Below are 13,892 nucleotides of genomic sequence, written 5' to 3' on the forward strand. Positions count from 1 at the left end.
GCCCATCGCGAGATGTGCGGCGTTTTTTTTATGCCTGCCGGATGGGGCCTCGCCCCGCGCTGATCGTTCCCACGCTCCGCGTGGGAATGCCTCTTGTGACGCTCTGCGTCACGGTTCAGGACGCAGAGCGTCCTTGGCTGCATTCCCACGCAGAGCGTGGGAACGATCATCTTGGGACCGAACCTGCCCGCGAAGATCGCAGGCACAAAAAAGGCCGACCTGCGAGGCAGATCGGCCTTTCTTTTTCACAAGATCAGACGGGATCTTGTGTTGAGCCTCAAGCAGTCAGCGAGTAGATCAACGCCGAAATCGCCACCAGACCCACCGCGGTGACAAACACGTTCGACATCTGCCCACGATAACGGGCCATCGCCGGCACTTTACGGATCGCGTACATCGGCATCAGGAACAGGATCGCCGCGATGACCGGGCCACCGATGGTTTCGATCATGCCGAGGATGCTCGGGTTCAGGGTCGCCACGATCCAGCACACCACCAGCATGAACGCCGCCACGATGCGGTCCAGGGCCTTGGCGCCTGGACGCTTGCCGCTCTTGACGATCAAGCCTTTCAGGCCTTCGCTGGCACCGATGTAGTGACCGAGGAACGACTTGGAGATGGCCACGAACGCAATCAGCGGCGCCGCGAACGCGATGGTCGGGTTGCTGAAGTGGTTGGCCAGGTACGACAGGATCGACAGGTTCTGCGCCTTGGCTTCCGCCAGTTGCTCTGGCGACAGGGTCAATACGCAGCTGAATACGAAGAACAGCACCATCACCACCATCAGCAGGTGGGCGCGGGACAGGATCTGCGAGCTACGCTCGTCGGCGTGGACACCGTAACGACGCTTCTGATCCACCGCAAACGCCGAGATGATCGGCGAGTGGTTGAACGAGAACACCATCACCGGAATCGCCAGCCACAGCGTGTGCAGCAGCGCGGACGGTGCCGGCACTTGCGAAGCGGTGGTCAGGATGCCGCCGTTCCAGTGCGGAATCAGGTACACCGCCAGGAACAGCAGCGCGACGATGAACGGATACACCATCAGGCTCATGGCCTTGACGATCACTTGTTCGCCGCAGCGCACCACGGCCAGCAGGCCGAGGATCAGCACGAACGACAGTAGCGCGCGCGGTGGCGGCGTGATGTGCAGTTGGTGTTCGAGGAAACTGGCGACCGTGTTGGTCAGGCCGACGCTGTAGATCAGCAGGATCGGGAAGATCGCGAAGAAGTACAGCAGGGTGATCAGCGCGCCGGCCTTGATGCCGAAATGCTGTTCCACCACGTCGGTGATGTCGGCGCCTTCGCGACCGGAGAGCACGAAGCGGGTCAGACCGCGGTGTGCGTAGAACGTCATCGGGAAGGCCAGCAGCGCGAGGATCACCAGCGGCCAGAAGCCACCCAGACCTGCGTTGATCGGCAAAAACAGGGTGCCGGCGCCGATGGCCGTCCCAAACAGTCCCAACATCCAGGTAGTGTCATGGCGATTCCAGCTCGACAGTTCGGCTGGTGCTGCCGCTTCAAAGCGTTGTTCGACGCTATTGGCCTGATCATTCATCCGGTCGGATCTCCGCATTCCGGTCACTTGCCACTCGGTCAGGACGCGTCGGAAAAAACCGACAGACATGCTCCGGCCGAAACAGGGGCGCGATTCTCCGCGATAAATGAGCAGAAGCAAAGACTTAGCTGAGGAATGGTTGTGCGGAGCAGATCGGAGGCTTGTCGCTTTTGGGAAAAAGACTGTCGGCGCCAGATACGCCATATGTCGTTTTATGGCATGTACCGGCGCCGAATGAGCCATGGAAAAACCCGATCAGATCGATCGGGCCAATATGAAGCCAAGGGACATGCAGAAGATGCCGAAGCCAAATAACCCCAACATCGGAAGCATTTCACCTTTGTGTTTGATGCGCATTCTTTCGACCCACTCATCGTGCTCTCGCTCTGAGCGTTCCATTCTGGCCTTGCGGTCATATGTACTCATGCTGATCTTCCTCTGGGTTCCCTGGGCCTGACTGTTTTGAAAGGCGAACACTCAAAATTTGAAAAAAAATCCTGCTACTGCAGTGAATGCAGTCAACACCCCACCAAATACCGCGACTGGATACAGGTTCGCCTCCCATCTCAGCTTCTTTTCCTCCGCCAGCAGCTTTTGTCTTTCAGCCACGAGCTTTCGTGACTCATGTTCCAACCTGTCGAGTTCCAGGCTTTCACGATCGTTATGAAGCATTGGCCTTCCTTGGCTGATGGCAATTTCCGTCCGGATTACTGCTTCGTCATGAAGAACGCATCCCGTCCTGCTCTCTATAATTCCGCGCTTCTCACCCCGCCGTATAGCGGATGAATCCGGCAGCACTCGTAGGCAACATCCGTAAATCCCGCAGGACGGTGCGTCCATTTCCTAACGTTTTTAAACAACCTCACCGTCTGGCATTTTTCGGCTATACCCAATGGCGAATTGACTGACATCCCCGTCCAGTCCCCTCGCCTGTGGAGCCATCCCATGCCTCTCGTCCGCGTCGACATCAAGAAAAACCCGGACCCGACGTTCGCCAAACGCATTGGCGAACTGATCTACGCCGCCCTGCGCAGCGAGATCAACGTGCCGGAACACGACAACTTTCAGGTGCTGGCCGAGCACGACGACCAGCACTTCGTCTATGACCCGCAATACCTGGGGATCCAGCGCAGCGACGGCATCGTGTTCATCCAGCTGACCATCAGCGAAGGCCGCACCGTGGAAATGAAACAACGGCTGTTCCAGACCATTGCGCGCAACCTGAACCAGCAACTGGCCGTGCGCCAGGAAGACGTGTTCATCAATCTGGTGGAAGTGAAAAAAGAGAACTGGTCGTTCGGCAACGGCATCGCCCAGTACGTGACCTGATCCTGTGACCGCCAGCGCCGACATCACCTTCTGACGAAGCACCCGCGCGCTCCCCGCATCAGCTCCTACACTGCCTGATGCGGGGCCATGCCAGCCATTGCCAAACCGCTCTGGAATCAGCACTCTGAACCGACTTTTGCGCCCGAATACCGACGATCACAGGAGCCGAGCAATGCCCGCCACCGTTCTGGTACTGGTTGAAACCATCAATGACTATTTGCCGATCCTCGAACGTCAGGGTTTTCACCTGATTCTCGCGCCGACCCCTGCCGAGCGGGCGCAAGCCATCGCCACTCACGGGGCACGGATCGACGCGGTGCTGACCCGTGGCCCGCTGGGCTTATACGCTGAAGAAATCGCTGCCTTGCCTGCGCTGAAAATCATCTGCGTGATCGGCGCCGGTTACGAGCAGGTAGACCTGCAAGCCGCCAGCGACCGGGGGCTGACCGTGACCAACGGCGCCGGTGTCAACGCTTCATCGGTGGCCGACCACGCCATGGCGATGCTGCTGGCGCTGGTGCGTGACATTCCGCGCTGCGATGCCGCCGTGCGTCGGGGCGAGTGGCCGAAGATCATGCGCCCGTCGCTGGCCGGCAAGCGCCTGGGGATTCTCGGTCTGGGCGCGGTGGGGATGGCGATTGCCAAACGCGCCGGTCTGGGCTTTGACATGGAGATCAGTTACCACAACCGTCAGGTGCGCAGTGACGTGCCTTACGCGTTCTGCTCGACCCCGACCGAACTGGCCCGGGCCTCGGACTTTCTGGTGGTCGCCACGCCCGGCGGCATCGGCAGCCAGCATCTGGTGACCCGTCCGGTGCTCGATGCCCTCGGGCCCAACGGTTTTATCGTCAACATTGCCCGCGCAAGCGTGATCGCCACTGCCGACCTGATCAGCGCACTGGAGCAACGTCGAATCGCCGGGGCGGCGCTGGATGTGTTCGATCACGAGCCGCAAGTGCCCGATGCGCTGAAAGGCCTGAGCAATGTGCTTCTCACCCCGCACGTCGCCGGTCTGTCACCGGAAGCCACCCAAGGCACCGTGGAGCTGGTGGGCAAAAATCTGGTGGCGTTCTTCTCCGGACAACCGGTACTGACGCCGTTGCAGTTGCCGCCGAAACTCAACAACCAGCGCGTGCACTAAAGCACGCCGAGCAAAGTCCACAGGCGCCGGGATTCGGCGTCTGCCGAAATCAGCTCGCCAAGCAGCTCGCTCAATGGTTTGTTGCCCCACTCCACCCCGCGCCGGATCAGATATGGCACCGGGCTGTGGGGCTCGGTGCGGGCCAGGTACTCGGCGATCAGCAGCAATTGCCGATAAGCCTCTTCGCGGCTGGCCGGTTCGCGCGGCACTGGCGCGGCTTCGGGCGTGGCCGTGACAGACGCTTCAACCGGTGAGACCACGACCGGCGCAGGCGGCGGTGCCGACAGTGGTTGTTGTGGGTGCATGGCGATGAACTCCTGAACCAGGGTCAACAACGCTTGAAGGGTGTCCTGCAACGGTCCGAGCCCCGGTCCCTGATCTCCCAGATACGCATCGCACCAGGTATCCAGACGCTGCAGGTGTTGCAGGCTCAGCAGCAGATTGCCTTGATGGCGCAGCCAGAATGCCATGGGCGTGGCCCGCACCTGCTCGATGAGTTTCTTGTGCTCGCTGCGCGCCGTTTCGGCCGACGCCTTGGCGCCTTTGGAGTCGTTGGCCTGCACCTGCTGCACCTGAATCCGCCGCCATGTTTCGAGGGTATAACTCTCAAAATCGCTGCTGTAGGCGCCAAACAAAGGCACCCGGGTCAGCAGCACTTCACTGTAGCGACGCACCAGCCATTCCAGCGGAATCGCCCGCCACGACTGATCACCGTCGTCGGCCTGCGGGTGCAGATGTTCGGGATAACGCTCACACAGACCGGCAATCAGCGCCAGACTGCCCGGCAGTCCATCGAGTGCCTGCAAATGCAGCCAGGCCTCGCCCAGCCAGGCACTGAGCATCAGGTCCTTGCTGCGTTCGAGCAATAACGTGGTGGTCAGCCGCTCGACTTCCGGCCAGTTGGCGCGTTTCAGGGTCGACTGCCAGACACCCGTGGGCAAACTCGCGTCGTCCTCGCGGCGCAGATCACGCAACTGGTCGTACTCGCGCTCATAGCGCAGATCCGCACCACAGGGCGCGTCGTCGCTGATGGGCGCGAGCAACTGATCGATCAGGTCCGGCAGCGGGGTCGATGGCAGGCTCACAAATCCTCCTTCTGCGTTTCGAGGGCGGCGGTGGTGCCGGTCACCTGGAACGGTGAACGCGGCGCGCGGGTCGGCAACGGCGGAATCGACAACGGCAGTTTCGAGCCCTGGCTCATCAGCGACACGCGCACGAACATCCGGGTGAATTCGCTGGTGACGCTGTCGTTCTGCGCGGTAACCGGCAGGCGCAGGCTCAGCGGGAAATCGGTGTAATCCATGCTCGGCTGGCGCTGCACCGAGAAGTGCGCGCGCATCAGGCGCAGCAGCGACCACGGCCCGCCATACTCCCAACCGGCCTCCAGATCGCGCACCACCAGGTTCGGCTGCAGCGGGTCGTTGACCGGACGCTCCTTGCCGTTGCGCGCCCAGCGCAAGGTCAGGCGGATCGGCTGACCGGGCATCCAGCGCAGGTTCGGCTGATCGGCAGCGGGATAGCTGATCTGCTGATTGCCGGCCAGCAAGCCCCAGGCAATCACTTGATCGGCGCCCTTCTCTTCTTCGCGATCGGTGCGCCAGCGCACGTCCAGCTCAACGCCCAGAATGCCGCTCTTGTCGCGCACGAACAGCGGCGTCAGCCAGACGCTGGCCTGCTTCACCCGGTTGAGAAAATCTTCCGCCGCCAGCCGCTCCGGGGTCTGGCTCAAGACCAGTCCGGCCTGGGCCACCGGCAAGCGCTTGTCGATGATTTCCAGAAAGTGCTGGACCCGCGCCGGGTCGGCATCCTGCGCCTGCACGCCGTTGGCAAACGGAAAGCGGTCGGCCAGGTATTGATTGAAGTAGGTGGCCAGCTCGTTCCACGCGGCGGCCGCCTGTTGCTGTTGCAGAAACTGGCAGCGTTGCAGGGCCGACTGTTGCAGCTCCACCGCCCGCATCGCCAGGGTGCCGCGTCCGCCGGTCAGATTGGCGGTCTGCAACACCTGCACGCAGGAACCGGTGTCCATTTCAATGAAGTCGCGGCTGACCAGTTGCTCGATCTGCGCCGGCGAACTGGCCGGGTTGGAATCCTTGTACTTGAGCAATTCGTCGTTGAGCGCGCTGAACTGGGTCACGCGCTCGTAATCCAGCGCCGACAGGTTGCCCTGCTGGGTCTTCAGCCATTCCAGCGCCGGGGCGCGACGTTCGGTGATGCCGAGCATGGTGTTGAACTGTTGCTTGAGGCTCAGCTTCAAATCCTGCACATCGCTGGCGCCATAGAGTTGCAGGCCAAGGTTTTTCGAGCCGTCCCACTGGCTGATTTCCGTGCGGCCACCGAACAGCGGCTGCGCGGTGATTTCATCCAGCCCGCCCACAATCTGCGCCATCGCCCGGCGGTTCAGCGCCCCTTGCAGACGCGCCGCCAGATCACTGCGATGGACCTCGACAAAGGCCTTTTGCAGGTTCATCGCCTGCACGGCCTGCACGTTGAACACCGCGTAGGGATGGGTCTGGTCATCGTGATCCTTGAGACTCAACCACATCGCTTGCGCGGCGGCGGTTTCGGCGGCTTGCAGCAATGCTTCGCGGTAGGCCGGCGGAATGCGCGGCAACTCTTCGGCGACGTAGCTCTTGTAGCTGGCGAAATAATTCAACGACTCGTTGAGGTCATCGCCGTCCACGGTCTGGCCTTGCCGGTTGACGCTGTCCTGACTGGCGCGCAGGGCAATCGAGACGAAGTCACGCTTGAACAGCGCCTGCACCGCGTTGTTGAGCTTGACCACCTGATCCTGCAACGCCAGTTGCCCGCTGCCCTGCTGCACCAGCAGATTGCCTCGCGAACCCACCTGGGCGATCCATTGATCGCGAAAGCTCTGCTGTAACTTGCCGGCCTGTGCATCGAGCTGCTGTTCGACAGCCGGGCCGAGCAATGAACTCTTGCGCACCTTGTCGAGAAACTCGCGATAACCCGGCACCAGCTCCTGACCCTTGCCGCGACTCCAGGTCGAGTTGGTCAGGGCGATCGCCGCTTGCAGGTCGTCGATCAGCGCGCGCAGGTCTTCCAGTTCGGTAAGGCTGTTGCCACTCCCGGCTTCAAGCTGTTCCAGATGCAATTTCAGGTAACCGGCCTTGCTGACGAAGTTGTCGGCCAGAAAATACTGATCGAGCCAGCGCTCCATCAGCCCGGTGAAATTACTCACGATCAACGGCCGTTCAACGCTCAGATCCAGCGCCTGCAAGTCGCCGCCATCATTGGCCGCGAGCAGTCGGTTGTAGTAGGCGGCGTGGGGCAAGGTGCCGGCGTTGAGGTTCAGTGACAGCGCGCTGTTGCTCAGCTGTGCCAGGTCTTCCAGCGGCGCCCGCTGATTATTCTGCACCTGGGCGAACAACTGGTTCTGTTGTTCCAGACGCAAGGCCCGCTCGACCAGATCCGTGGCCTTCTGATAATTCTGCCACTGCGCCGGGTCTTCGCTTTCGACGCTGGTGCGTCGGTCGGTGGCGCGAATCGCCTTGATTTTCGCCAGCTCCGCGACCAGCAGATCGTGTAGCGGTTGCAGCATGTGGCGCTGGGTCGACCTGAACACTTCCTGCTCGAGTCTCCCGTCCAGCGAGGAAAACCATGACGTCGGAAAAGCCAGCGAAACGTAGTGCCAGTGCGGCGCCCGTTCCAGCACCCGCCAGAAGTTCTGCACATTGCGCCGGGTCGGCTCGACCCGATGCTCGTCGTCGGTGACCGCCACGTAATTTTTCTGCGCGCTTTGCAGCAGTCGCGCCAGTTCATGGGCGTCCTTGACTGATGCGTGCCAGACCCAGAGCATCGCCACCGCCCACACCACCCCGACCACTAGCGCCACCCCGGCGGTCACTCGCTGCCAGCGCTGGCGCAAGCGCAACAGGCGCGGCACGCCCTGGGCCAGTCCGCGTTCGCCGACTATTCGCTGGCGCCACAACTGACGCACAAACGCACTTTGCTGCAGGCCGCTGTCATCGGCAGAAAAACCGTCCAGCGCATCGTCGGCCGGCTGATTGGCCGTCAGGTAAACCCCACGAAAACACGGTGCTTCGCCCTGAGCGTTGCCTTGAAACACCGGTTCGAGCACGTTCTGCAAACCACGGCGCAGGGTTTCCAGACGTTCCGGCAAGGCGTACAGATCGGCACTCAGATGCCCGGACAAGGTGCCGATTTCGATCACTGCTTCCGCCACCGCACGGTGCAGCCGATCCAGCGCCTGATCGCTCCATTGCCCCTGCCACACCGCATCGCGGGCGTAGGGCGACGACCAGCCCAAGGTGCGATCGCGAGCCTCGTCCGGCAAGGCGCTGATCAGCTCCTGAAACCCCGGCAGTTCTTCCAGCCCGGTGATGACCACATACACCGGCAGGCTCAGACCAAAGCGCTGCAACAGATCGATGAAACGCCGACGCGCCGCCAGCCCCAGTTGCGTGGCTTGTTCCAGATTGCTCAACCGACTGACCGGCACTGTCCAGATCACCCCGTCCAGCGGACGCTTGCTGCGCAGGCGCAGGATCAGCCCGAGCAGGCGCCACCAGCCGCCGCGTTGCAGGTGCATGCCGTCTTCCGGCAGAAACAGAGCCTGCGGCACCACCAGCACCGCACCTTCGGAATCCGACCACCAGCGACCGAACCACGCCGGTTTGTCGGTGGGTTGCAAACGCCACTGAGTGGCGAGTTGCGCGCCCTGGGTTTCATCGCCAAGCATCAGCAGCCACGGCATCTGGTACCGGTCGTGGGCGCCCTGCTCCTGTTCCATGTGCCGCACGGCGGCGTAGAAACTGCGGATCGCCGCGCCGCTCTGGGTGCGCAGCCACCACACCGCCACCGCGATGATCACCAGCAGCAGGAGGATGGCGACCACCCAGGCCACGATCGTCAGGGTACTCATGAGTCTTGCTCCGGCGCCGTCAGCGTATCGGGCGCCTGCAACACCGGCTCCAGTTCCTGACGGATGTCGCGCCACAGAAACTGCCCTAACCCGGTCAGCAACAGAATCATCGCCAGTATGCCCAGCGCCAGACGAAAGCCGTCGGGCAACGCTGTGCGTACCGGCAACTGCAAGGGTGTCGCCAGCGAAGGCTGTACCAGTCGCTGACTGACAGCGGCGTAATCGGCCTCGTCCTGCCAGGCAAACGTGAACAGCGCCCGCCGCCATTTTTCCCGTTGCACCTGACCCTGCTCACCGCGCAGGCGTCCGTGGAACCCGAGGATCAGGCACTGCAAATACACGTTGGCCAGATCGCGGGTGGTGGGTTGCTGTTCATCGAGCAAGGTCTGAATCGCCGCCGGCACTTGCTCGCCGGCCTGACGGCTGGAATACAGTCGCGACTCCAGGGGCTTTTCCTGCCAGGCACTCTGGCCCGGCCACGGGCTGAACAGCAGGGTTTCATCGACCAGCGCGACAAACGCGTACACCAGTGCCTTGACCTGTTCGGTCGCCGAATCACCCACCTTGGCAAACGCGGTACGCCACAGCCGTTGCGAAGCCTGGGTCGAGAGTTCGACCACGGTTTCGACCAGCGCCGCTTCGTCCTCGCTGTCCTTGGGCAACTGGCTCCAGTCCTGCGACCACTGTTGCCAGGTGTGGCGGAACGCACTGCTCAGCGGAGCGTCCTGCAACCCGAGGCTTGCGGCACTTCCTTGCGACATACGACGTTCCTTGTGTGATCAGGCACGTTCACTGTTCTGGGCGACAAACAACACCACTTGCCACGGACTGCTGGTCAACTTGGTGGCCGGCGCGGCGATCATCAGCGGCAGTTGCGCGTCGAACCAGCTGCCTTCGGCGGTCACCACGAACAGCCGGGTGTCGTCGCCGACGCTGTAGGCCACCTGCTCGCTGCGGCTCATGGCCTGATGCGTCAGACCGCTCATGCGCTGGCGGCTGAGCAACGCGATGTGCGGCGCCGAAGCGATGATCGCGCCCCGCAGCCATTCGCCGGCCGCCTGCTCGCTGGCACCGTTGGGCATGCGCAGGCCGATGACCAGACGCTGGCTCGGTTGCTCGTCCGGCAACTGAATGGAAAAACTCTGCTCACCGCGCTCGAACGCGATGCTGCGGTAACCGGCGCGGATCAGTTCCAGGGTGTTTTCCAGCCAGTCGAGCAGCGGTTCGTAACCGCGTTGCAATTCGAGGAAATCCAATGGCGCAAAAGCCGGCACACCCGCCAGCGGATCCAGCGCCGACCAAGCACCGGCGAGCCCCAGCAGTTGCACATAAATGTTTTGTGGATAAGCGACACGACTGATCAGCGCCCCTTCCACTTCCGGCAGCCGCGCCCATAACGCCGTCATCTGCCGGCGGATTTCCAGCGCGTCATCCTGATTGCCGGCCTGCTGCGCCTGACGCAATCGCCCGCCGAGGAACAGGCACTTCTCCCGTGCCCGCGCACAGAGCCCGGCCACTCGCCGACCCAATGGCGATTCAGGCAATAACACCGGTGTCGGCGGTGTGTACGGCAACGGCAGGAAACCACCGCCCTCCTTGCGGATTTTCAGCAGCGGCAGGCAGATTGAATCGGCTTTGTTCAGTTGCGTGCACAGGCGTGGATTGGGACGCCACACCGTGATCGATTCAGGAAATTCGCCGCTGGTGAGGTCCGGTAACGCCTCGCCGACCACCGATTGCAGACGTCCCTTGAGCGGCAGCAACTGACCGGCGCGCCACAGCGGACTGATCGCCAGATAAACCGTCACCGTCGCATCGTCCGTGGCGTCGATCGCGGCAGCGACGTCCAGCTCCAGCGTCGGGTCGACACCGACTTGCAGATTGACCGGCAGACCGTCCGGCATCGTCCCTTGCAACGACAGCACCCGCACCACCCCGGCGCTCATCGCCGACGGGTCGAACTCCATGTGGCTGACGCCAAAAAACCACGGATTGCACGCCTGAGCCAGATGCGCGCCGAGCGCCTCGGCCCGCAGGCCCTGTAACTGAAAATGCTGTGGCAGCAATTGCATGCCTTCATGCCAGCAGACCGCGTCAGGTAGCAGACTCATACGACTCCCTTCGACTGCACCGCGAACCGGCGGCGGACGGTGTGTTTCAGTTTTCCTTGCTGACCAGGCTCATCTCGCGACTGTCGAACTTGAGCCATGCGTCGCTCTGATCGTCCAGCCGCAGGCGGTGCGCTCCGGGAGTGTTATAGCTGGCGAAGACCAAAAGTCCAGCCGCCCGCTTGCCCCCCAAAGGGAACGGCTGGCGGTCGATGAATTGCCCCGGCACCAGCTCCAGCCCCCACACGCTCATCAGCTGACGATAGTCGCGCTGATACTGCTCGCGCTCGGCAAACCACTGGCGGGCACTGATGCCCGACAGTTGCTTGAGCAGATCCGGATCGTTGACCGCGATGAAATCCACGGCGATCGGGGTGTCGTCATTGGCCTTGGGCGCGACGTCGAGGGTCAGGCTGTCGAGATCGACTTTCGGCCCGAAAAACGAACAGCCGGCGAGCAGCGCAAACCCGATCATTAGAAAAAGTCGTGCAGACAAAATGAATTTTCCTTTTCGCCAGTCAGTCCAAAAAAGTTTTTCGCTTGCATTTTTATAGACCTGTTCTAGCGTCTTGGGTAGTTCGGTTCCTACAGCCGAATGAGGAAGGTTTGTCAAAGGAACGACAGGTCATCTGCCACCCTTTCTAACCTGTGGTCCAGCAAGGGAAAGCGATGAACGGGCCTCCCCGATGCATTGCGCCCGCTCATCGCATCGGAGTCCGCCGACATGGCAGAAAGTACCCAGCACAAGCTCGACCGGGTTCGCCCGCCCCGAGTGCAAATCACCTATGACGTCGAAATCGGCAACGCCATCGAGAAAAAGGAATTGCCGCTGGTGGTCGGCATCCTCGCCGACCTCTCGGGCAAGCCGCTCGAACCCTTGGCAAAACTGACCGAGCGCCGTTTCACCGAAATCGACCGTGACAACTTCAACGACGTCCTCGCCTCCATCGCTCCCCGCGCCACGCTGCAAGTCAACAACACCCTCAGCGGCGACGACAGCAAGCTCAACATCGAACTCAACTTCAAGCACATCGACGACTTCGACCCGGTCAAGGTGGTGGAGCAAGTCACGCCGCTGCGGCGCCTGTTCGAAGCCCGACAGCGCCTGCGCGACCTGCTGACCAAACTCGACGGCAATGACGATCTGGACAAGCTGCTGCGCGACGTCATCGCCAACACCGAAGGCTTGCAAGAGATCAAGTCGGCCCGCCCGGACACCGCTGTCCCGGCCGCTGATGCCGAAGCTCCGGCCGAACCGCAAGCCTGATCGTCCACCTGACCGAGGAAGAATTCGCCATGCCCGCCGCCGCCCAGAATCAAGCCAGCGAAAATGCTGCCGCCGAGACTTTATCCCTGCTCGATCGAATCATCGCCGAGGGCCGCATGGCCCATGACGACAGTCAGCAGGATTACGCCCGCGACATGCTCGCGGAATTCGCCACCCAGGTGCTCGACGAAGGCATGGCCATCGACAAGGACACCGTGGCGATGATCAACGACCGCATCAGCCAGATCGACGAGCTGATCAGCGCCCAGCTCAACGAAGTGCTGCACCACCCGGACCTGCAAAAACTCGAAGCATCCTGGCGTGGCCTGTACATGCTGGTGCAGAACACCGAAACCAGCACCCGGCTGAAACTGCGCCTGCTCAACGTGACCCAGAAAGAGCTGCAGAACGACCTGGAAAAAGCCGTTGAATTCGACCAGAGCGCGCTGTTCAAAAAGATCTACGAAGAGGAATACGGCACCTTCGGTGGCCATCCGTTCAGCCTGCTGGTGGGTGACTACACCTTCGGCCGGCACCCGCAGGACATCGGCCTGCTGGAGAAACTGTCGAACGTTGCCGCCGCTGCCCACGCCCCGTTCATCGCTGCCGCAAGCCCGCGTCTGTTCGACATGAACAGCTTCACCGAACTGGCCGTGCCACGTGATCTGTCGAAAGTGTTCGAGAGCCAGGAGCTGATCAAGTGGCGCTCGTTCCGCGAAAGCGAAGACTCGCGTTACGTCTCCCTGGTGCTGCCGCACTTCCTGCTGCGTCTGCCTTACGGCCCGGACACGTCGCCGGTGGAAGGCATCAACTACGTCGAAGACACCAACGGCACCGACCACAGCAAATACCTGTGGGGCAACGCCGCGTGGGCGCTGTCGCAACGCATCACCGAAGCCTTTGCCAAGTACGGCTGGTGCGCGGCGATCCGTGGCGCTGAAGGCGGCGGCGCGGTCGAAGGCCTGCCGGCGCACACCTTCCGCACCAGTTCCGGCGATCTGTCTCTGAAGTGCCCGACCGAAGTCGCGATCACCGACCGCCGCGAGAAGGAGCTCAACGACCTCGGCTTCATCGCCCTGTGCCACAAGAAAAACAGCGACGTCGCGGTGTTCTTCGGCGGCCAGACCACCAACAAATCCAAGGTCTACAACACCAACGAGGCCAACGCCAACGCACGGATCTCGGCGATGTTGCCGTACGTGCTCGCAGCCTCGCGTTTCGCCCATTACCTGAAGGTGATCATGCGCGACAAGGTCGGCAGCTTCATGACCCGCGACAACGTGCAGACCTACCTCAACAACTGGATCGCCGACTACGTGCTGATCAACGACAACGCGCCGCAGGAAATCAAGGCGCAGTACCCGTTGCGTGAAGCGCGGGTAGACGTCACCGAAGTCGCCGGCAAGCCCGGTGCCTATCGCGCGACGGTGTTCCTGCGGCCGCACTTCCAGCTCGAAGAGCTGACCGCGTCGATCCGCCTGGTTGCCACGCTGCCGCCACCGGTAGCCGCCTGACCTGCCTGCGCCCGCAGGATTTCCTGCGGGCGCTCCCCTGTTTTCCTGGCACGACACCTTTCAGGAGTTTCA

At 62.0% G+C, this 13,892-nt stretch carries 12 protein-coding genes; 4 read left to right on the top strand and 8 right to left on the bottom strand.

The annotated features are described in order from the left end of the window. Positions 1 to 277: 277 nt before the first annotated feature. The 3 genes from ABTV87_RS17410 to ABTV87_RS17420 all read right to left on the bottom strand — a co-directional run bounded on the left by ABTV87_RS17410 (position 278) and on the right by ABTV87_RS17420 (position 2,230). Positions 278 to 1,558, bottom strand: coding sequence for an HAAAP family serine/threonine permease (locus ABTV87_RS17410; protein ID WP_039767145.1), 1,281 nt, complete (start codon positions 1,556 to 1,558; stop codon positions 278 to 280). Between the two features lie 255 nt (positions 1,559 to 1,813). Further along, positions 1,814 to 1,984 (bottom strand): hypothetical protein, encoded by a 171-nt coding sequence (locus ABTV87_RS17415; RefSeq protein ID WP_167748742.1) that lies wholly within the window; start codon positions 1,982 to 1,984, stop codon positions 1,814 to 1,816. Between the two features lie 51 nt (positions 1,985 to 2,035). Next, positions 2,036 to 2,230 carry a hypothetical protein gene (locus tag ABTV87_RS17420; RefSeq protein WP_074688773.1) on the bottom strand — a complete coding sequence of 65 codons (195 nt, stop codon included), beginning with the start codon at positions 2,228 to 2,230 and terminating at the stop codon, positions 2,036 to 2,038. 273 nt (positions 2,231 to 2,503) lie between these two features. Between ABTV87_RS17420 and ABTV87_RS17425 the strand changes: the two genes are divergently transcribed. Both ABTV87_RS17425 and ABTV87_RS17430 read left to right on the top strand, forming a co-directional pair. Further along, positions 2,504 to 2,887, top strand: coding sequence for a tautomerase family protein (locus tag ABTV87_RS17425; protein WP_433898004.1), 384 nt, complete (start codon positions 2,504 to 2,506; stop codon positions 2,885 to 2,887). A gap of 172 nt (positions 2,888 to 3,059) precedes the next feature. Continuing rightward, positions 3,060 to 4,028: a 2-hydroxyacid dehydrogenase gene (locus tag ABTV87_RS17430; protein WP_007958849.1), complete on the top strand. Its 969-nt coding sequence runs from the start codon at positions 3,060 to 3,062 to the stop codon at positions 4,026 to 4,028. Here ABTV87_RS17430 and tssA read toward each other — a convergent pair. Genes tssA through ABTV87_RS17455 form a run of 5 tightly spaced genes read right to left on the bottom strand, consistent with a single transcriptional unit; the run spans position 4,025 to position 11,535 of the window. Further along, a complete protein-coding gene (tssA, locus tag ABTV87_RS17435) occupies positions 4,025 to 5,113 on the bottom strand; it encodes a type VI secretion system protein TssA (protein ID WP_433898005.1) in 1,089 nt (362 codons plus the stop codon). The two genes, ABTV87_RS17430 and tssA, sit on opposite strands and share 4 nt — an antisense overlap. After that, a complete protein-coding gene (locus tag ABTV87_RS17440; RefSeq protein WP_433898006.1) occupies positions 5,110 to 8,931 on the bottom strand; it encodes a type VI secretion system protein in 3,822 nt (1,273 codons plus the stop codon). Before ABTV87_RS17440 ends, tssA begins: the two co-directional genes overlap by 4 nt. Continuing rightward, entirely contained in the window at positions 8,928 to 9,692 is a 765-nt protein-coding gene (locus tag ABTV87_RS17445) for a DotU family type IV/VI secretion system protein (RefSeq protein ID WP_085602784.1), read from the bottom strand. The genes ABTV87_RS17440 and ABTV87_RS17445 overlap by 4 nt, the downstream gene beginning before the upstream one ends. 18 nt (positions 9,693 to 9,710) lie before the next feature. After that, positions 9,711 to 11,042 carry a type VI secretion system baseplate subunit TssK gene (gene tssK / locus ABTV87_RS17450; protein WP_433898007.1) on the bottom strand — a complete coding sequence of 444 codons (1,332 nt, stop codon included), beginning with the start codon at positions 11,040 to 11,042 and terminating at the stop codon, positions 9,711 to 9,713. A 46-nt stretch (positions 11,043 to 11,088) separates the two neighbouring features. Then, the gene (locus tag ABTV87_RS17455) at positions 11,089 to 11,535 is read right to left on the bottom strand and encodes a type VI secretion protein (RefSeq protein WP_085605091.1); all 447 of its coding nucleotides are present in this window, start codon (positions 11,533 to 11,535) and stop codon (positions 11,089 to 11,091) included. Positions 11,536 to 11,763: 228 nt separating this feature from the next. Between ABTV87_RS17455 and tssB the strand changes: the two genes are divergently transcribed. After that, positions 11,764 to 12,306, top strand: a complete 543-nt coding sequence (gene tssB / locus ABTV87_RS17460; protein WP_007958861.1) for a type VI secretion system contractile sheath small subunit — start codon at positions 11,764 to 11,766, stop codon at positions 12,304 to 12,306. A 29-nt stretch (positions 12,307 to 12,335) separates the two neighbouring features. Continuing rightward, entirely contained in the window at positions 12,336 to 13,820 is a 1,485-nt protein-coding gene (tssC, locus tag ABTV87_RS17465) for a type VI secretion system contractile sheath large subunit (RefSeq protein WP_433898008.1), read from the top strand. Positions 13,821 to 13,892 lie beyond the last annotated feature (72 nt).

This window comes from Pseudomonas sp. PSE1(2024), from assembly GCF_050990555.1.
Lineage (GTDB): Bacteria > Pseudomonadota > Gammaproteobacteria > Pseudomonadales > Pseudomonadaceae > Aquipseudomonas > Aquipseudomonas aphyarum.

Coding starts and splice junctions, on each gene's coding strand:
- ABTV87_RS17410 (WP_039767145.1), bottom strand. CDS start 1,558: ATGAATGATCAGGCCAATAGCGTCGAACAACGCTTTGAAGCGGCAGCA.
- ABTV87_RS17415 (WP_167748742.1), bottom strand. CDS start 1,984: ATGAGTACATATGACCGCAAGGCCAGAATGGAACGCTCAGAGCGAGAG.
- ABTV87_RS17420 (WP_074688773.1), bottom strand. CDS start 2,230: ATGCTTCATAACGATCGTGAAAGCCTGGAACTCGACAGGTTGGAACAT.
- ABTV87_RS17425 (WP_433898004.1), top strand. CDS start 2,504: ATGCCTCTCGTCCGCGTCGACATCAAGAAAAACCCGGACCCGACGTTC.
- ABTV87_RS17430 (WP_007958849.1), top strand. CDS start 3,060: ATGCCCGCCACCGTTCTGGTACTGGTTGAAACCATCAATGACTATTTG.
- ABTV87_RS17440 (WP_433898006.1), bottom strand. CDS start 8,931: ATGAGTACCCTGACGATCGTGGCCTGGGTGGTCGCCATCCTCCTGCTG.
- ABTV87_RS17445 (WP_085602784.1), bottom strand. CDS start 9,692: ATGTCGCAAGGAAGTGCCGCAAGCCTCGGGTTGCAGGACGCTCCGCTG.
- tssK (WP_433898007.1), bottom strand. CDS start 11,042: ATGAGTCTGCTACCTGACGCGGTCTGCTGGCATGAAGGCATGCAATTG.
- tssB (WP_007958861.1), top strand. CDS start 11,764: ATGGCAGAAAGTACCCAGCACAAGCTCGACCGGGTTCGCCCGCCCCGA.
- tssC (WP_433898008.1), top strand. CDS start 12,336: ATGCCCGCCGCCGCCCAGAATCAAGCCAGCGAAAATGCTGCCGCCGAG.